Raw genomic sequence first — 17,379 nt, 5'->3', positions numbered from 1 at the left:
ATGTGGCTGGCCATCGACGGCAAAATTAAATACCGGGCGATCGTGAGCGATCTTGACGGCACTTTGCTCGATCCTTCGGGAAATTTATCCGATCTGACGGTGGAAACGCTCAATATTTTACACCGCCGGGGGCTGGAAATCGTCATCGCGACGGGGCGCTGCGATGCCGATGCGCGTGGGATCGTGGACGGGTTGGGGTTCTCGCCGGTGATTGTTTCCTGCAACGGCGCGATGGTCAACATCGAAGGGCAGACGGTGGCGGATAAAAACTATTTTTTGCCGGTGGAGCTGCAAGCGGGGTTGATCGACTTTTTATTCGCCAGCCCGTTCCACGTGACCCTGTTCACCCGGGAGGGGTGGATGATGGCCGAAGAGAATCCGCTTTTCTCTGACTATGTCAAAACGTCGGGCGTCGCCTGCCGCTATGTCGAGCCTGCGGCCATGAAGCGGCAGCAGATATTAAAAGTGCTGGTGCATGGCGATGCGGCGCAGATCGAGACGCTGTTCGACGAGGTCAGTCTGGCGTTTGGAAAAACGCTGTCCATCTGTAAGTCCTCCACGGAAACGATAGACATCATGGATAAGCATGTTTCCAAGGCCAGAAGCGTGGCCGACTATTTGAATTCCAAACAGATAGCGATGCGCGATTGCCTGTCTTTCGGCGATGCCATGAACGATCTGGATATGCTGCGCTGGGCCGGGACGGGCGTGGTGATGGGCAATGCCATGAGCGAATTGAAACACGCTCTGCCGTTGAATCCGGTTGCGCTGCCCAACAGCCGCAATGGCGTCGCAGATTATCTCTGTCGTGAATTCGGTCTGTTCTGACGTTTTCACCGGGTGCGTTTTATTGGCGGAAAAAAGGAGGTGAACAGACAGTGAGGGTCTCATTTTCTTAAAACGGAACACTTTCGATTAATGCAAAGGAGCAAGTATGAAAGAACTGACTGAAGCAGAAGTCATGGCGGTTTCCGGTGCGGGCATCGCTTCCGACGCCGGCAAAATCCTGGGTACCGGCATTGGCGCCATCGTGGATGCCGGCACCGGTCTTTTCGGTATCCATGCGGATGCGGCAAACGCCGGTGCAAAACTCGGTGAAGGCATTGGCGCCGTCATCGATGCCGGGATTAGCGCGTTCTCGCAGTTGTTCGGCCGCAAATCCTCTTAAGCCTCTAATGAAAAGTGCCCGCAAGGGCACTTTTAAATCAACCGCGAGCGCGGCATAGAGAACGGGGCGGGAGGATGAATGGCGAATAAAATCATGCTGATTATGGTAATCAACCTTTTTGTGGCGGTGGCATTGGCGGTGTTTAACGTCATCTATATCCAAAAGAAGATGGATATCCGCTACCCCAGTGACACTACTCCCTTTCAGGTCGCGGAGAAAGCGCAGGCCAGAATCGTCTCCATGAGACAGACCTCGGTATTCTTAAACAACAATCCCGTGGTGGCGTTCACGTTGGAAATCAATGCCAGGAGCAGGCAGTTCACCTTGACGGATCATCGCGAGGTGGTGCTCTACGTCGCCATGAGTCGTTATCAGGAAAACAGCATTTACAGCGTGCTGTTGGGAGAAAACGAGAAAGACGTGGCGTTCGAAAAGGACAGCTTCGGCTATCCGATATTATTTCATCGTGCTTCATGAGGCCGCTGATGCCTGTTTGCCGCTTCGCCAGCCTGGAGGGGTGAAGCAACGTCAACCATCGTGAGGGAAACATGTTAAAAATATCCGCTTACATGATCTTGGTTTGGCTGGCGCTGGCCGTCTGCCGGTACGCTGCGGCCAACGAGGAAGACATCTGCTTTGCGGGTGAGTCCCCATCGCTACAGACGGTCATACCTTGCTATAACCAGCAGTTGGCCACGCTGCCTCTGTCATTTTCATTAAAAAGCGTGGATAGCGGTCATGACACGGAAATTCGTCATTATCGGCTGATGTCGCAATCCTGGTCGCCGCAAGACGCCATCCGGCCGACGCAATGGTGGCACGACGTGGACATTTATATTCCCAACGGCGCTCTCACCCGTAAAGCGCTGCTGGTGATGGACGATGACTGTGCGTGCAGCGCTGCCGGACCGAAAGCGACAGGTAATCAGAAAGCGGCGTTTTCCGCCGAGGCGTTGGCGGCGCAGAGCAAAACGGTGGTGGTGGTGGTCAATCGGCTGCCTTACCCGTACCTGGAATACCAGAATGAGGGGCGCCGCCGTTCAGGAGAGGAGAGCCGAGCCAGAGGGTGGCGATTGTTCCTGGACGATGCGGATGAATATTTGATGATGCCGCTGCATATCCCGATGACGGCGGCGCTGTCACAAGCCATGACGCTGGCGCAGCGCGAGTTGCGCCAATGGGGGATCGACAAATTTATCGTCGCGGGCGTGGCTGACGGAGGAACCGCGGCCATGCTGGCGGCGCGTTCAGATCAACGCATCGATGCTGTGGTTGCCATTTTCCCTGATGGGATCGCGGCGCGGCAAGTGATGAAGCATACCTATCGCACGTATGGCGGGCGTTGGCCTTTGGCGTTCCATCCTTATTATCAACTTGGCATCGATCGGCGCATAGAGACCCCGGCGTTTGACAAGCTGATGCAAATTGAGGATCCCACCGCATACCCCTTGCCGGTTGGGCGCGAGCGGCCGCCGGTGCCGAAGTACCTCATCATCGCCGGCGGCGACGAGCGTTATCCGCCCGACAGCACGCGATTTTATTTGCATAAACTGCCGGGGGAAATCTCGCTGCGAGCCATCGCCGACGGCGATCGCGCGGTAAGCCGGCAGGCCGCCGAACGCGCTGTTCTGGCTCTGGTGAATCGTCGACAGCGTGATATTGCGTTACCGACGATCGAGGTACAGAGCAGCGCCTCAGAGGCTGCATTGCGCACGCTGCGCTTTTCCGAACCGCCGGTCAGGGTGTCGCGTTGGACGGCGCATAACCGCGCGGCCCGAGATTTTCGTTACTCGTGCGGCGTGCGTTTTACTTCGGCGCCGCTGGCGGCCGCGGGGGAGAACCTCGGCGAATTTCGGCTGGTTACCCCTGCGCAGGGATGGGCGGCCACCTTTATCGAAGCCGAGTTCAGCGATGGCTATATCGCGACCTCGCCGGTATTTATCACGCCTGACGATCGCTATCCGATCGCCGCGCCGGCAGGCGATGGCCTGGCGTGTGAAACCTTACCGGGCAGAGGGCTCGGCGAGGATTATCGCCATGACGATTAATCACGCTAAAAAATAAGGTGGAGAGGGGCATATTATGCGTTGAGCCTGGAACGTGCGGATATGCCGCTTAATTAGCCTACATCAGAGGGGAACCGTTTTCTATTGCCGGTGCCTTCTGTTTGCATCATTATTGCGCTGATTTTATCGTCAGCGTTTTTCTATTTTATGAAGTGCCGGTAAATGCCCGTTCTCATGGCACCACATCTTCTTATCTTTGCTTTTCTGCTCCCGAAATTTGCTCTGTCGCTGAAGCGTGATCCCCCTTTGCAAGATACAAATGCCGCTGGCATCTGGCCTGCTTGGGATATTTTTACTTTTTATGACGGCACCTGTTATTTTTGCTTGTCGTCTGAGGTGGAAATGAGTGGATTAGCTCGTGCGATAGCGTGAAGGTTGGGCGAAAATAATTCTCTGTTCGCCCAGGTTAATGAGTCGAGAAACATCGTTTTTTTGGTTTTTTTAAAATAAAAATAAGAATGATGCCAATTCGATTTGGGGTAATTGTCTTTTCTCATTCTTACATTGATTTTATGTATTGCTAAAGAGGGAAAGCCAAGCATAATTAACTGTGAAAGGGGCGGAGCTCCTATTCTCCTTGTCACGGGGTAGCCGTGATAGGGATATTTTGCAGTTTATCTAATCAAAAGGAGAAGTACCCATGATGGAAAAAAAAGTGATTGTGTTGGCATTGGTTGCGGCGACTTTTTCGAGTGCTCTACCGGCCCTGGCGGCAGACGGGCAGGTTAATTTTACCGGGAATATTGTTGATGCCGCATGCAAGGTCACAAATGACTTGAGTAATCCATTAAATGTTGTTCTGGGCGACGTGGCCCGAACGGCATTTGCGGGTGGCAAGGGATCCACGTCCTCGGCGACTAAATTTACGCTGGAAGTGACGGATTGTCCTGATACGGTGAAAAGCGCTACCGTTAAGTTCGACGGTGCGGCCGACAATGGCGACAGCAACGTATTGCAGCTGACCCAGGAAACGGATGTCGCCACGGGCGTTGGCATCCAGCTGTCTGATATTTCTAACAATGTTCTTCCGCTTTACACCGCCTCAACGGCCTATCCGCTGGCCTCCGGCAGCGGCGTGAAAAACAACCTTGATTTTACCGCGCGTTATATTTCTACGCTTGCGGATGTGACTGCCGGTAAAGCCAACGGTGTCGCCACCTTCACGCTGAATTACAACTGATAATATTTTCTTGCCCGCTGGTTTCCAGCGGGCCGTATTGCCTCGGAGATAATATTATGCGGTTTAGTCGCTGCAGTGCCCTGGCGGGCTTCGTTTTCTTATTGTTTTTTTCCACGGCTCAGGCCGGTGTGGTTGTCGGCGGAACGCGAGTGATTTTCAACGGCGAAAAAAAAGAGGCGTCAATCAGCGTCGATAACCCGGACAGCGAGCCTTATTTGATTCAGTCCTGGTTGGATAATCAACAGAGCGGCGTCGATAAGATTGCATTTATCATTACGCCGCCTTTATTCCGCCTGGATGGTCACCAGGAGAATATGTTGCGCATCGTGCGTGTTGGTGATGACTTGCCGAAGGATAAAGAGAGCCTGTATTGGATGAATATAAAATCCATTCCTTCGACAGAACATACGGCCAAATCTAACACGTTGCAGATCGCGGTGAAAACGCGCATCAAACTTATTTATCGCCCCGCGGCGTTGCTCAAACAGGTTCCCGAGGATGTGGCTCAACAGTTGACGTGGCAACGCGTCGGCAAGGAATTAAAACTGACCAATCCCACGCCTTATTATATGAACTTTCATTATGTTCGCATCGGTGGGCGTGAAATGAAAGAGGTGACCTATATCGCGCCGATGAGCAGCGAAATGTTTTCAGTGCCGGTTTCCGGCGCATCGTCGGTCAGCTGGAAATTAATTAATGACTATGGCGGCACCGGTAAGGAGCATCAGTCAGGTATTTAACCGCCTGGGGAAGGGGCACAGCAGGAAATAACAAATTCAATAATGGAGCTAATGAATGATAACGCACAAGCGTATGTTAGCGAAGCGGGATGCTTGGCTGAAACGCGTAGTCTTATTCACGGCAACCACGGCGGTATGCGGCAATATGGCCAATCCTGCCTTTTCTCGTGACTACTTTAATCCGGCGTTGCTGGAAACGGGGCGTTCGGGCCAACAGCATATCGACCTGTCGGTTTTTGAAAACGGCAACCAGGTGCCCGGCAAGTACCGGGTGGATATTTGGGTGAATGACATGCTGATGGAGACGCGTGAAGTTCGTTTTGTCATCAAGCCCGGCGGCGACGATAAAGCGGGTTTGCAGCCTTGCCTGACGAAGGAGGATCTGCAGCGGCTCGGCGTGAAAGTCGAGCGATTTCCCGCGTTGAACCGCGCTGAAGAGTGCGTGAATTTGGCCGCTATTCCGCAGGCCACGGCGCAATTTCAATTTAACCGCCAGCGGTTGATGCTGAGTATTCCCCAGGCGGCGTTGGAAAATCGGATACGCGGCTATGTGCCGCCCGAACTGTGGGACGAAGGGATGCCGGCGATGCTGCTCAACTATGGCTTCACCGGCAGCAACAGCAAGGGGCGCGATCGTTTTACCCAGAGCGCCAGCAGCTACTACCTCAACCTGCGGCCAGGCTTCAATCTGGGCGCCTGGCGGGTGCGAAATTATACCACCTGGAGCTACAACAGCGGCGGCGGAGGGCAGCCGTCTGAAGATCGTTGGGATACTGTCTATACCTACGCCCAGCGCAATATCATCAGGCTGAAGAGTTTGCTGACGCTCGGTGAAAGCAGCAGCCCGTCCGATGTGTTCGACAGCGTGTCGTTTCGCGGTGCGCAGTTGGCGTCCGATGACGATATGTTGCCGGAAAGCCTGCGCGGCTATGCGCCGGTGGTGCGCGGCATCGCACGCAGCAACGCGCAAGTGGTGATTCGCCAAAACGGCTATGTCATCTACCAGAGCTACGTCGCGCCGGGTGCGTTCGAGATTTCCGACATGTATCCGACCGGTGGCAGCGGCGATTTGGACGTGACTATCAAAGAGGCGGACGGCAGCGAACAGCATATGACCGTTCCCTTTGCCAGCTTGCCGGTATTGCAACGCGAAGGACGCCTGAAATACTCGCTGACGTCGGGCCAATACCGCACCTACGATCACAGCGTGGAGAAAAAGATCTTCACGCAGGCCAGCCTGATTTATGGCTTGCCGGCCGGCTTCACGCTCTATGGCGGTGGACAATTCGCCGGTCCGTACCAATCGCTGGCATTGGGAGCAGGTAAAAACCTGGGGGAGTTCGGCGCCCTGTCGGTGGACGTGACTCAGGCCTGGGCAAAACAGGAACACCAAGCGAAAAGCGATGGCCAGTCGTGGCGCGTGCGCTACAGCAAAAACATCGTTGAAACCGGCACCAACTTCGCCATTGCCGGCTATCGCTATTCGACCAGCGGATATTACGGGCTGCAGGAAGTGCTGGATACCTATCGCGGCGGCAACCGCTACGCCCCGATAGATCGCCGCAAGAACCGCGCCGAGATTACACTCAGCCAGAATTTATGGCAGGGGGCCGGTTCGCTGTCACTCAGCGCGGTCAGCGAAGATTACTGGAACTCCGAGCGCAGCATGCAGTCGCTGGGGGCGGGTTACAACAATAGCTGGAATGGCATCAGCTACGGCTTTAACTACAGCTACAACCGCAATTCTCAGGCTATTTACGGTGATTCAAACCGAGGGCAGCGGCGTATTTACGATCGCGACCAGCTGTTTGCCTTCAATATCAGCGTGCCATTGGAGAAATGGCTGAGCAATACCTACGCCACTTACAGCCTCAATACCAGCCAAAAGGGCAACACCAGCCATACGGCGGGGCTCAACGGCACGGCGCTGGCCGGCAATAACCTCAACTGGAGCGTGCAGGAAGGGTATGGCAATCAGGGCCAGGGCAACAGCGGCAATGCGAATCTTGACTGGCGCGCGACTTACGGCGAAGTCGTCGCGGGGTACGCCTACGATCGCAGCCAGCAGCGCGTCAACTATGGGGTGAAAGGCGGGGTGATCGCTCACGAAGACGGCGTCACCTTTGGCCAGCCTTTTGGCGAGACGGCGGCGCTGGTGACGGCGGCCGGCGCCAGCGATGTGGCGGTCGGCAACCAGGTCGGGGTGAAAACCGACTGGCGCGGCTACGCGATCGTTCCTTACGCCACGCCTTATCGCAACAACTCGATTCGTCTTGATGTGGAAAGTTTACCGGATGATGTCGATCTGGCGTTGACCAATCAGTCGGTCATTCCGACCCGCGGTGCGGTGAGCCGGGCGAACTTCAAGGCTAACGTCGGCAACAGGATCTTGATGAGAGTCACGGATCCGCATGGGGTTCCTCTCCCTCTGGGCGCCAGCGTGCGCGATGCCGGGCATTCGGCGCAGCCGTTCCTGATTGGCGGCGATGGGTTGGTTTATTTGTCCGGCATGGCGGAGCAAGGCCGGCTCATCGTGCAGTGGGGGAGAAATGCCGAGCATCAATGCCGCATCAGTTATCAACTGCCGGCGGAGAAACCCGCAGCAGGGATCCAAACCCTCAATGGAGTTTGCCAATAAGTCTCGCTCGGTATCCATCATGACTTGTTAAGTGAGAGTGAAAATGAACGTTTTTCTCAGGATATTCCGTTACGGCGCCCTGCTGTGGCTGGCAACGCTAACGACGTTGGCCTATGCCGGCACCTGTAGCACAAATGCAAAAACCATCCGCATGGGGTTGCTGACCCTGGCCGTGGATCCGCGTATTGAAATCGGCGAGCAGTTGGCTGTTCGTACGGAAAACAGTATCAGTGGCACCACGTTTTCTTTTCTTTGTTCGGGCTCGGTCGCCTATCGCTCCATGTCGCCGCTGACGCCGAGTGCGCTGCCCGGCGTGTTTGAAACGGGCATTGACGGCGTAGGGGTGACGATTTCAGACCTGTGGCAGAGCAATAAGAACGTGCCTTTCAATACGGCGATTTCGCCCAATCTGCTGACGCCGTGGATCAACCGCAACGATGTCAGGCTGACGTTCATCAAAACCGGCCCGATAAAAACCGGCGGCGATATGGGGGGGAAGATTATCGCCAGATATTATCTGGACTCGACCTCGGTATTGGATTTGAGCATTTCCGGCATGAAGGTCATTCAGAAAAGTTGCCTGGTTGATTTGAATTATAAAAATCAGACGGTGAATTTAGGCAGCCCAAAACGCAGCGAGTTTAACGGGGTCGGCAGCAGCGCGGTTTCTTCGGAACGCAACTTCTTCGTGGTCTTGCAATGCCAGGAAGACAATATTCCGGTGCAGGTGACGTTTGAAGCGGCGGGAAGTTCTCCGGGCGTAGGCATGATCGATATTGCCGACGGCTCCGATGCGGCAAAGGGCGTTGCTGTAGAAGTCTTGGACGAGAACCGTAATCCGATCGCTTTTTCCCGGCCGATTAACTATCACACCGCTGCAGAAAAAGAGATCAGAATTCCCTTAATGGCGCGATATAAGCAAACGGGAGACATTAGCCCCGGACAGGCCGATGCGGTGATGACATTCACGATTACGCAGAATTAAGGGAGCCTCATCAAAATATAATGTCGTTTTTTCCCGCGACATTATTGGTGGCATCCGGCGCTGCAGGCCGATGCCAATGCAATGACAACACGCATGTATGGCGGTGTTTGTCCGTTTAAATATGGAGATTAACCTATGAAAGAACTGTCTGTTATCGAAATGAATGAAGTGTCAGGCGCCTACTCCTGGGATATGAGCAATGGACTGGCCGGCCTGATTGGCAGCGCCGTCGCGAATGCCGCGGAAGCCGTTTCGTCGGTCGCTTTGGGCGCCTCCGTCGGCAGCATGGCGGGCGCCGTTATCGGCGGTAAGCACGGCGGTGACGGCGGCGGCCTGCTGGGCGTCGGTTCCATTGGCCAGGGCGTCGGCATGGTGGCCGGCGGCATCCTGGGCGGGGTAGCCAGCGGCGTAGCCGCCGCCGTTATCGGCTGGGATACCACCCTGGAATACTCCAAAAAAGGCCTCGATGGGCTGATTAACGGCACCATCAGCTAAATCAATATCGTTGTCCAAGGCCGCAGCATTTTCGCTGCGGCTGTCTCTCGGTCAGGCATGCGCAGGCTCTTCCTATGAGTGAAAATAAGAGCAGAAATATTTTCCGCCAGGAGGCGGTTAATTATCAACGTCAAAGATGGACCGGCAGAGCGCTGTTAATTTCCGGTGCGTCGAGCTATGTGATTGCCGTTACGTGCTTTATTTTTATTCTTATTTTAGCGGGCGCGCTCTATTTCTGTGAGTATACGCGCAGGGTCGATGTCGAGGGCGAGGTGATCAGCATTCCGCATTCGACCAACGTTTTCTCCTCTCAATATGGCTACGTGAATCGATCTTTTCATCAGGCCGGTGATGTGGTGGAAAAAGACGAACCGCTATACGTCATTGATGTGTCGCGCAGCACGGCCTCAGGCAATGTCAGCCATATCGCCGCCAGTGAAATCAACAAACAGATTGGCAATCTGGATTCGATTATCAGCAAGCTGAATAAAAACAAAGACGCCATGCTGGATAACCTGAGAAAACAGATCAATAGCTATGAGTTAGCGTATAAAGAAACGGAAAAACTTAATCTCAATGCCCGAGACGGCATGGAAAAAATGAGGGAGAGTTTAAAAAACTATGAGCATTACCTGACCAAAGGATTGATTACCAAGGATCAGTTGAACTATCAGCGTTCGCTCTTTCAGCAACAGCAGAGCTCCTATCAGGCGCTCAACAGCCAAAAGATTCAGCAGAATATCCAGCTGTCGCAGTTGCGCAGCGATCTGCTTATTCGCGCCGCCGATTACGACAATCAAATTTCGCAAAGCGAATCGCAACGCAGCGAATTGCAACGTCAATTGGCGGAATCCAATGCTGGCGACCAGGTGATCATCAAAGCGCCCCTGAAAGGGAAAATCGAGTCTCTGAGCGTGACCGCCGGGCAGGTGGTCGAGAGCGGCAGCAGCCTGGCGCAGATCAAGCCGATTGAAAACATCAAATATTACCTGGTGTTGTGGCTGCCGAATAACAGTTTGCCCTACGTAAAAATCGGCGATGGCATCAACATTCGCTACGAAGCTTTTCCCTCGGACAAATTCGGTCAGTTCCCGGGGCGAATTGAGTCGATCTCCTCTGTTCCGGCTTCGCCGCAGGAGATGTCGGAATACAGCAGCGGCAATAAAAGGGAGAGGAACGCCTACTACAAAGTGTTGGCGTCCATTAGCGATACGCAATTCAGCGACAAAGGAAAATATCTGGAAATCAGCAGCGGGCTGCAGGCCAGAGTGATTGTCTTTCTGGATAAGAAACCGCTTTATCAATGGGCGGTAGCGCCTTTGTATGACATAAAAAACAGCGTGGTGGGGAGAGTCGATGAAGGATCATAATCTCTTTGAACGGATCAACGAGAAGTTAATCTTCTCTCTGCGCAAACGGGTGCCGAGCATCTTGCAGTCGGAGTCATCTGAATGCGGCCTGGCGTGCCTCGCCATGATTTCATCCTATTACGGGTTTAATGTGGACATGCTGAGCCTGCGGCAGCGATTCGGCATCTCCACCCAAGGCGCGACCCTGGGTACCATTTCACAAATCGCCTCGCAGATTCAGCTCAAGACGCGCGCGCTGTCATTGGACATCGATGAAGTCAACCAGTTGAAAACGCCCTGCGTATTGCATTGGAACATGAACCATTTCGTGGTGCTGGTGAAGGTTCGCCGCGCCAGCTTTGTGATCCACGATCCCGCCTTCGGGCGCAGAGTGATCGGCCTGCAAGAGATGTCGAATCATTTTACCGGCATTGCGCTGGAGCTGTGGCCCGACAGGGCGTTTCAGAAAGAGACGCTAAAGACCCGCTTGCGCCTGCTGGATTTGATGAAAAACATCGAGGGGCTGCCGGGGACGCTGCTCAAGATTTTTGCGTTATCTATCGTCATTGAGTCGGTCAACCTGCTGCTGCCCGTGGGGACCCAACTGGTGACCGACCATGTCATTCAGGCGCACGACTACAGTTTGCTGACGGTCATTTGTTTGGGGCTGATCTTCTTCACCCTGTTTCGCGCCGTGGTCAGTATTGCCAGAGCCTGGATTTCCATCGTACTGGGGACGCTGACCGACATTCAGTGGAAGACAACGCTGTTCGAGCATCTGTTAAAGCTGCCGCTGGATTTTTTCGAGAAACGGCACCTGGGGGATATTCAATCGCGATTTTCCTCGTTGGATGCGATCAGAACCACCTTTACCAATAATATCGTCAGCGGGATCATCGACGGCATCATGACGGTTGGCCTGTTCGTGATGATGATGGTCTACGGCGGATGGCTGGTCTGGGTTGTGTCAGGCTTCACCTTGGTCTATATCCTCATCAGGATGATGACTTACCGAACCTACCGCCAATTCTCGGAAGAACAAATCGTCAAGGCGGCCAAGGCCAATTCCCATTTCATGGAGACGCTGTACGGCGTCTCTACGGTCAAAGCGCTCGGCATCAAGGACACGCGCTCCAGCTATTGGCTCAATTTGAACGTCGATGCGGCCAATACCAATATCAAAATCACCCGATTCAATATGATGTTCGGCGGGATCAACACCTTCATCACCACGCTCGATCAGGTGGCGATACTTTGGCTCGGTGCCATGATGGTCATCGACAACTCGATGACGCTCGGCATGTTTATGGCGTTCAACGCCTACCGCGGCCAGTTCTCGCAGCGGGCTTCCAACCTGATCGATCTGGCGATCGGGCTGCGCATGCTGTCGCTGCATAATGAGAGGATATCCGACATTGTGTTTACCGATGCGGAGCCGGAATCCGCGCCGCGGCAGATATTTCAACCGGGCAAGGGCGTTGCCGTCGAGGTTAAAAACCTCACCTATCAATATGACGCGCTGTCCCGGCCGATATTTAAAGATCTGGACATGTGCATTGCGGCCGGTGAAAGCGTGGCCGTGGTGGGGGTCTCCGGCGCCGGGAAGACCACGTTGCTGAAGGTGATGTGCGGCTTGCTCAGCCCGACCTCAGGCCAAATATTGGCCGACTCTATGGATATCCATAAAGTGGGGGTGAATAACTACCGTAATGCGATCGCCTGCGTGCTGCAGGACGACCGGCTGTTCTCCGGCTCCATCGCGGAAAACATCAGCGGTTTCGAGGTCAATGCCGATAAGGCGTTGATTGTCGCTTGTGCGGTGCACAGCAACATTCACGATGAAATCATGCAGATGCCGATGGGCTACGAAACCCTGATTGGCGAGTTGGGGAACGGCATCTCCGGCGGGCAAAAACAACGCTTGTTTATTGCGCGTGCGCTCTACCGGCGGCCGAGCGTGCTGTTTATGGATGAAGCGACCAGCCATCTGGACGTTGAGAATGAATTGGCAATCAACCGGGCGATATCTTCATTGAATATCACGCGCGTGATTGTCGCCCACAGAAAGTCGACGATCGACTCGGCAGATAGGGTAGTGGTGCTGGGGGCGGCGAGCGGTGACCCGGCGAGCAACGGCTGACCTACGCAGGGCAACGCAGGCTGTCCCCGCGGCCGAAATCGCGGTAAAATGCAGCAGTTGATCTTATCGCACGCCATCAGGCCGTTGTATCCGTTATGAAAATGCGTAAACCGCGCCGTCCGCCCGGGCGGTGGATCTATTACATCCTGCATGAAGACATGCTGTGGCCCTGCCCGGTCAAATGGGAGTGGGAGAGCGGCTATAACGCCTGGCTGCCGTTTTACTATTCCCCCACGCTGGAATTCGTTGCCGGCAACCCCGCCCGCGCCACCAAGGTCAGCAACGGTCGGCGCTGAGCGTGCCGCTCGCCTTGCCGCCCGGCATCTGCTCGCCTAAGATCATCACATCATCTACCGCTTTTCCGGGGGCTTTCATGTCTACTCTGTTTCGCACTTCTCTTTGCGGCGCGGTGGCGTTGCTGCTGCTTGCGGGTTGCCAGCAGACGGCGCATAAGCCGGCGCCGCCGCTGCAGGCGCAGTTGGATCATATCGCATCGATGCTCGCCGGCGGGCACTTTCTGCGTGTGGACTGCGGGCGCAGCGAGGTGCCGGACGACGTGAAACTGCAGCGCACCGCGATGCGTGCGGCGCAGCATCGCGGCTGGGATACGCATGCGGCCGGGTATCGGCAGTTACCGGCGCTCACTCAGGCGCGTTACCTGACCCTGCAACAGGATAATCAACTGCTGACGGAAAAATGCGCCGCGCTCAGCCGCAGCACGGCGCGCTTTATCGCGGCGGCGCAGGCCGATCAGGAAGACTACATGGAGTAGCGTTGCCGTCCCCCTTTCGGGCGCTCGTCATGGGCGCCCAAAAATTCTTTGCAGGATAACGATTTATCGCTCATCATTTGAAATGATGTTTCACTTTTACCCATCGAGCCCATCTTGAACCTGTATGCCGCCCTGCGTCAGCGCGTGGAAAATACGCCCTGGTATGCCAAACGGAAAAGTTACCGCGTACTGTTTTGGCGCGAGATCACGCCGCTGGCGGTGCCGATCTTTCTGGAAAACGCCTGTGTTTTGCTGATGGGGGTGCTGAGCACCTTTCTGGTGAGCTGGCTCGGTAAAGAGGCGATGGCCGGGGTGGGGCTGGCAGACAGCTTCAACATGGTGATCATCGCCTTTTTTGCCGCGGTGGATCTCGGCACTACCGTGGTGGTGGCCTTCAGCCTCGGCAAGCGCGATCGCCGGCGGGCGCGGGCCGCGGCGCGCCAGTCGCTGGTGCTGATGACCGCCGTGGCGCTGTTGCTGGCGGCGGGCATTCATCTGGCGGGCGAGCAGATCATCGATGTGATCGCCGGTGCGGCCTCGCCGGAAGTGAAAGCGTTGGCGCTCTCTTACCTGCAAACCACGGTGTGGAGCTACCCGGCGGCGGCGATTGCGCTGATCGGCAGCGGCGCGCTGCGCGGCGCGGGCAACACCAAGATCCCGCTGCTGATCAATGGCGGCATGAATATCCTCAATATCATCATCAGCAGCATCCTGATCTACGGCATGCTGGGTTGGCACGGTCTGGGCTTCGTCGGCGCCGGGCTGGGGCTGACGATTTCCCGCTACATCGGCGCGATCGCCATCCTCTATGTGCTGGCGATCGGTTTTAACCCGGCGCTGCACATCACGCTGAAAAGCTATTTCACACCGCTGAAAATGAGCATCCTGTGGGAAGTGCTGGGGATCGGCATTCCCGCCAGCGTCGAATCGGTGTTGTTCAACGGCGGCAAGCTGTTGACGCAGATGTTCGTCGCCGGCATGGGCACCAACGTGATCGCCGGTAACTTCATCGCCTTCTCCATCGCTTCACTGATCAACTTGCCGGGCAACGCCCTGGGATCGGCCTCGACCATCATCGTCGGCCGGCGGCTCGGCAAAGGCGAGATAGGTCAGGCGGAGCGGCAGCTGCGCCATATTTTCTGGCTTTCGACCCTCGGGCTGACCGCCATCGCTTGGGGCACGGCGCCGCTGGCCGGGGTGTTCGCCGCGTTTTACACCTCGCAGGATGACGTGAAAACGGTGGTGAAAACCCTGATCTGGCTAAACGCCGCCTTTATGCCGATCTGGGCCGCCTCCTGGGTATTGCCCGCCGGGCTGAAAGGCGCGCGCGATGCCCGCTTTGCCATGTGGGTGACGATGCTCGGCATGTGGGGCTGCCGCGTGGTGGCCGGCTATGTGCTGGGCATTGAGCTGGGCATGGGCGTGGTGGGCGTCTGGTTGGGGATGTTCCTCGATTGGGCGGTGCGCGGCGCCTTGTTCTACTGGCGCATGGTCAGCGGGCGCTGGCTGTGGAAATATCCGCGCGTGCGGCGCACGGACGCCGGCTAATCTTGCCTGCGCGCAGCCTGCCGGCGCCCTGAGCGGCCGGCAGGCGAAATCGTGTATCAGAGGGAAGGGTACCAGCGCAACGACTTGTTGACCGGCCCCGGCGTGACCAACACTTTACCTCTGCCGGCCAGGTTCAACAGCAAGTTGCGCGCCTGATAGATGGTGATGTCGTTGGACTCGGCCAGCTGACGAGTGGTGGGCCACTCACCGGGCGGCGGCGGGGCCATGCCGTTGGCCGAAGGGCAGAGACGGTGCAGCGTCGTTAATAAATGCTGCTGCAGGTTTTGTAATTCTTGTTGTTTTGACGTGCGTTTTATCATGTCAGCCTCCCTTAAACTTCAGCCGAGTTTTGATATAACGATAAGCGTCGCCCGGAAAATAATGCCCTGTCCCGGCAATACCCTTCCTGAACCGGTAGCGAACGCCTGCCTGAACCCGATATTTCCGCTGCTATAAACCTGCGACGTTCATGTATCGGGAGCGGTAATGGGGTGGCTAAATGTTCAGCCTGCTGTATGTAATGGCTGTGCTTCATTGTTTTTCTCCATGGTTTACTGCCCGGTGCTGGTTTTCACCAGACCGAATTGATAAGCCTCCCTTTCCATTTCCGAATCATTATAACGCAAATAGAAAAAAGGCGATCAATAATGTCGCATGATATATATTTTACGAGATAATCGACTGAGGTTATTAATTTTACGATCTGTTGTCTCGAAAAAATATATTTGCCCTGTGGTTTTTGGGCTTATATCTCGTATTTATTGCTTTTGGCGGGAATGGCTTTTCAAATTGTGACGGTTTTTGTAACAATATTTGGGCCGAAACAAACGAGTGAGTTGAATCTTAGTTGAATTATCCGTGGAACGGTAAATATTCACGGAAGTTCACGGGTTTGATTATTTTTCTTCCTCATCAGCATGGGTTTCGCTGAGTACCTAAAACGAGTGATGGTGAAATGAAAGTCGCGGTTTAACTATCGCGAGAATTTGTTTTGGCTGCGAATAATACCGTTTTAATTCTGGACTGTATAAATAACTGTTAAAGGAACGGGAGAGATCCTGCGCTTTTTACATAAATTAAAGGAATAAGTGAATTATGAAACTGAACAAAATCATGCTGACAGCAGTTCTGGCGTTTGGCGTTTCTTCTCTGGCGCATGCTGCCGATCAAGGGCATGGCAAAGTGACGTTTACCGGTTCCATTATTGATGCGCCTTGCTCCATTTCTCCCGAGACCGTGGACCAGACCGTGGATATGGGCCAGGTGTCCAACGTTGCGTTGAAAAATGGCGGCAAATCAGCGCCGCGCCAGTTCGATATTAAGCTGGAACAGTGCGACAACTCGACGCTGAAAACTGTCACCACCACCTTCGAAGGCAAAGCCTCTACCGCCAACAAGGACCTGCTGGGCATCGTCGGCACCGCCAGCGGCGCCAGCATCGCCATCACCGACACCGCCAGCAACCCGATCAAGCTGGGCACCGCAACGGCTCCACAGAACCTGGGTACCGGCACCAACACGCTGCGCTTCGCGGCTTACCTGCAGGGCGACGGCGCTTCCTCCGCCGTGGTTCCGGGCGACTTCACCGCCGTGGCCGATTTCAAGCTGGCTTACCAGTAAGCCTGCGCCATTGGCGTGACTTTTTGCATGCGGGAGCCCCCGCATGCATTTTCCCTGGAGGGAAGGCAAGTGTCAGGAGGTTTAATGCGCCGGTTTATTCACCCTTTAGTGTCTCCTTGCATATTGATGGCCACGCTGATGAGCCCGGCCGTGTCGGCGGCGTCCGGCTCTCAAGGTTGGGGGCGCGTAAATATGCAAGGAGCCATTATTGATACCGCTTGTGCGATTGCCGCCGGCAGCCGCGAGCAGACTATCGATATGGCTGTGATGCCGACGGGAAATATTATGCGCGACGGCTTAGGGAATACGCACCCATTCACCATCGAATTAATCAACTGCACGCTTGAGCGTCCAAAGCCGAATTTACCGGACTGGCGACAGTTTCAGGTGGTTTTCGACGGCGACGCCGACGGCGACTTATTCGGCGTGCACGGTGAGGCGAAAGGCATCGCGCTGCAAATATCCGATGACCTGGGGAATATCGCCGCGCCTGGCCGGCCATTGCCGCTGGGCGATATAACGCCGGGCAACATGTCGCTCAATTACTCCATTAAATTGGTTGCCAATAACCAGCCGATGCGTGCGGGAAGCTATTTTTCCGCCGTGCGGTTCAAGCTGGATTATTACTGAGCGCTGTTATTGCGGCAAGCCGCAACGCCAGAATTATACGATATAAGG

The 17,379-nt window shown here is 55.1% G+C and carries 17 protein-coding genes; 16 read left to right on the top strand and 1 reads right to left on the bottom strand.

Going from position 1 to position 17,379, the window contains the following annotated elements; translation table 11 throughout:
• The 14 genes from ATE40_RS12265 to ATE40_RS12200 all read left to right on the top strand — a co-directional run bounded on the left by ATE40_RS12265 (position 1) and on the right by ATE40_RS12200 (position 15,081).
• Complete coding sequence (locus tag ATE40_RS12265; RefSeq protein ID WP_063918619.1) at positions 1-828, top strand: Cof-type HAD-IIB family hydrolase; 828 nt, start codon at positions 1-3, stop codon at positions 826-828.
• Between the two features lie 106 nt (positions 829-934).
• The gene (locus ATE40_RS12260) at positions 935-1,168 is read left to right on the top strand and encodes a hypothetical protein (RefSeq protein ID WP_019453441.1); all 234 of its coding nucleotides are present in this window, start codon (positions 935-937) and stop codon (positions 1,166-1,168) included.
• 78 nt (positions 1,169-1,246) lie between these two features.
• Positions 1,247-1,645, top strand: coding sequence for a hypothetical protein (locus ATE40_RS12255; RefSeq protein WP_019453442.1), 399 nt, complete (start codon positions 1,247-1,249; stop codon positions 1,643-1,645).
• 71 nt (positions 1,646-1,716) lie between these two features.
• Positions 1,717-3,216, top strand: coding sequence for a PhoPQ-activated protein PqaA family protein (locus ATE40_RS12250; protein WP_063918618.1), 1,500 nt, complete (start codon positions 1,717-1,719; stop codon positions 3,214-3,216).
• Positions 3,217-3,874: 658 nt separating this feature from the next.
• On the top strand, positions 3,875-4,414 hold the full coding sequence (locus ATE40_RS12245; protein ID WP_071532816.1) for a fimbrial protein: 540 nt from the start codon (positions 3,875-3,877) through the stop codon (positions 4,412-4,414).
• 56 nt (positions 4,415-4,470) lie between these two features.
• Entirely contained in the window at positions 4,471-5,154 is a 684-nt protein-coding gene (locus ATE40_RS12240) for a fimbrial biogenesis chaperone (protein ID WP_025159869.1), read from the top strand.
• A 55-nt stretch (positions 5,155-5,209) separates the two neighbouring features.
• Positions 5,210-7,792: a fimbria/pilus outer membrane usher protein gene (locus ATE40_RS12235; protein WP_063918617.1), complete on the top strand. Its 2,583-nt coding sequence runs from the start codon at positions 5,210-5,212 to the stop codon at positions 7,790-7,792.
• 43 nt (positions 7,793-7,835) lie between these two features.
• Positions 7,836-8,777 (top strand): fimbrial protein, encoded by a 942-nt coding sequence (locus tag ATE40_RS12230; protein WP_025159868.1) that lies wholly within the window; start codon positions 7,836-7,838, stop codon positions 8,775-8,777.
• A 135-nt stretch (positions 8,778-8,912) separates the two neighbouring features.
• The gene (locus ATE40_RS12225) at positions 8,913-9,272 is read left to right on the top strand and encodes a hypothetical protein (RefSeq protein WP_019453448.1); all 360 of its coding nucleotides are present in this window, start codon (positions 8,913-8,915) and stop codon (positions 9,270-9,272) included.
• 74 nt (positions 9,273-9,346) lie between these two features.
• Positions 9,347-10,642, top strand: a complete 1,296-nt coding sequence (locus ATE40_RS12220) for an HlyD family secretion protein (protein ID WP_019453449.1) — start codon at positions 9,347-9,349, stop codon at positions 10,640-10,642.
• A complete protein-coding gene (locus ATE40_RS12215; RefSeq protein ID WP_019453450.1) occupies positions 10,629-12,761 on the top strand; it encodes a peptidase domain-containing ABC transporter in 2,133 nt (710 codons plus the stop codon). Before ATE40_RS12220 ends, ATE40_RS12215 begins: the two co-directional genes overlap by 14 nt.
• A 95-nt stretch (positions 12,762-12,856) precedes the next feature.
• Positions 12,857-13,057 (top strand): hypothetical protein, encoded by a 201-nt coding sequence (locus ATE40_RS12210; RefSeq protein ID WP_019453451.1) that lies wholly within the window; start codon positions 12,857-12,859, stop codon positions 13,055-13,057.
• Between the two features lie 77 nt (positions 13,058-13,134).
• Complete coding sequence (gspS, locus tag ATE40_RS12205; RefSeq protein WP_019453453.1) at positions 13,135-13,533, top strand: type II secretion system pilot lipoprotein GspS; 399 nt, start codon at positions 13,135-13,137, stop codon at positions 13,531-13,533.
• A 114-nt stretch (positions 13,534-13,647) separates the two neighbouring features.
• Complete coding sequence (locus ATE40_RS12200; RefSeq protein WP_019453454.1) at positions 13,648-15,081, top strand: EmmdR/YeeO family multidrug/toxin efflux MATE transporter; 1,434 nt, start codon at positions 13,648-13,650, stop codon at positions 15,079-15,081.
• Between the two features lie 56 nt (positions 15,082-15,137).
• On the opposite strand, the gene ATE40_RS12195 is transcribed toward ATE40_RS12200, so the two are convergent.
• A complete protein-coding gene (locus ATE40_RS12195; RefSeq protein WP_063918616.1) occupies positions 15,138-15,401 on the bottom strand; it encodes a FaeA/PapI family transcriptional regulator in 264 nt (87 codons plus the stop codon).
• A 775-nt stretch (positions 15,402-16,176) separates the two neighbouring features.
• On the opposite strand from ATE40_RS12195, the gene ATE40_RS12190 reads away from it, so the two are divergent.
• Both ATE40_RS12190 and ATE40_RS12185 read left to right on the top strand, forming a co-directional pair.
• Positions 16,177-16,701 (top strand): fimbrial protein, encoded by a 525-nt coding sequence (locus ATE40_RS12190; protein ID WP_019453456.1) that lies wholly within the window; start codon positions 16,177-16,179, stop codon positions 16,699-16,701.
• Positions 16,702-16,785: 84 nt separating this feature from the next.
• Entirely contained in the window at positions 16,786-17,331 is a 546-nt protein-coding gene (locus ATE40_RS12185; RefSeq protein WP_025159867.1) for a fimbrial protein, read from the top strand.
• Positions 17,332-17,379 lie beyond the last annotated feature (48 nt).

Origin of the sequence: Serratia surfactantfaciens (assembly GCF_001642805.2) — a bacterium.
Lineage (GTDB): Bacteria > Pseudomonadota > Gammaproteobacteria > Enterobacterales > Enterobacteriaceae > Serratia > Serratia surfactantfaciens.
The sequence above is the reverse complement of the archived record's forward strand: the minus strand, read 5'-3'. Positions and strand labels throughout refer to the sequence as shown.

Excerpts from the sequence above, each read along its gene's own strand:
- ATE40_RS12230 (WP_025159868.1), top strand. The coding sequence starts at position 7,836 with ATGAACGTTTTTCTCAGGATATTCCGTTACGGCGCCCTGCTGTGGCTG.
- ATE40_RS12255 (WP_019453442.1), top strand. The coding sequence starts at position 1,247 with ATGGCGAATAAAATCATGCTGATTATGGTAATCAACCTTTTTGTGGCG.
- ATE40_RS12215 (WP_019453450.1), top strand. The coding sequence starts at position 10,629 with ATGAAGGATCATAATCTCTTTGAACGGATCAACGAGAAGTTAATCTTC.
- ATE40_RS12185 (WP_025159867.1), top strand. The coding sequence starts at position 16,786 with ATGCGCCGGTTTATTCACCCTTTAGTGTCTCCTTGCATATTGATGGCC.
- gspS (WP_019453453.1), top strand. The coding sequence starts at position 13,135 with ATGTCTACTCTGTTTCGCACTTCTCTTTGCGGCGCGGTGGCGTTGCTG.
- ATE40_RS12190 (WP_019453456.1), top strand. The coding sequence starts at position 16,177 with ATGAAACTGAACAAAATCATGCTGACAGCAGTTCTGGCGTTTGGCGTT.
- ATE40_RS12220 (WP_019453449.1), top strand. The coding sequence starts at position 9,347 with ATGAGTGAAAATAAGAGCAGAAATATTTTCCGCCAGGAGGCGGTTAAT.
- ATE40_RS12240 (WP_025159869.1), top strand. The coding sequence starts at position 4,471 with ATGCGGTTTAGTCGCTGCAGTGCCCTGGCGGGCTTCGTTTTCTTATTG.
- ATE40_RS12260 (WP_019453441.1), top strand. The coding sequence starts at position 935 with ATGAAAGAACTGACTGAAGCAGAAGTCATGGCGGTTTCCGGTGCGGGC.
- ATE40_RS12245 (WP_071532816.1), top strand. The coding sequence starts at position 3,875 with ATGATGGAAAAAAAAGTGATTGTGTTGGCATTGGTTGCGGCGACTTTT.
- ATE40_RS12235 (WP_063918617.1), top strand. The coding sequence starts at position 5,210 with ATGATAACGCACAAGCGTATGTTAGCGAAGCGGGATGCTTGGCTGAAA.
- ATE40_RS12265 (WP_063918619.1), top strand. The coding sequence starts at position 1 with ATGTGGCTGGCCATCGACGGCAAAATTAAATACCGGGCGATCGTGAGC.
- ATE40_RS12225 (WP_019453448.1), top strand. The coding sequence starts at position 8,913 with ATGAAAGAACTGTCTGTTATCGAAATGAATGAAGTGTCAGGCGCCTAC.
- ATE40_RS12210 (WP_019453451.1), top strand. The coding sequence starts at position 12,857 with ATGAAAATGCGTAAACCGCGCCGTCCGCCCGGGCGGTGGATCTATTAC.
- ATE40_RS12250 (WP_063918618.1), top strand. The coding sequence starts at position 1,717 with ATGTTAAAAATATCCGCTTACATGATCTTGGTTTGGCTGGCGCTGGCC.
- ATE40_RS12195 (WP_063918616.1), bottom strand. The coding sequence starts at position 15,401 with ATGATAAAACGCACGTCAAAACAACAAGAATTACAAAACCTGCAGCAG.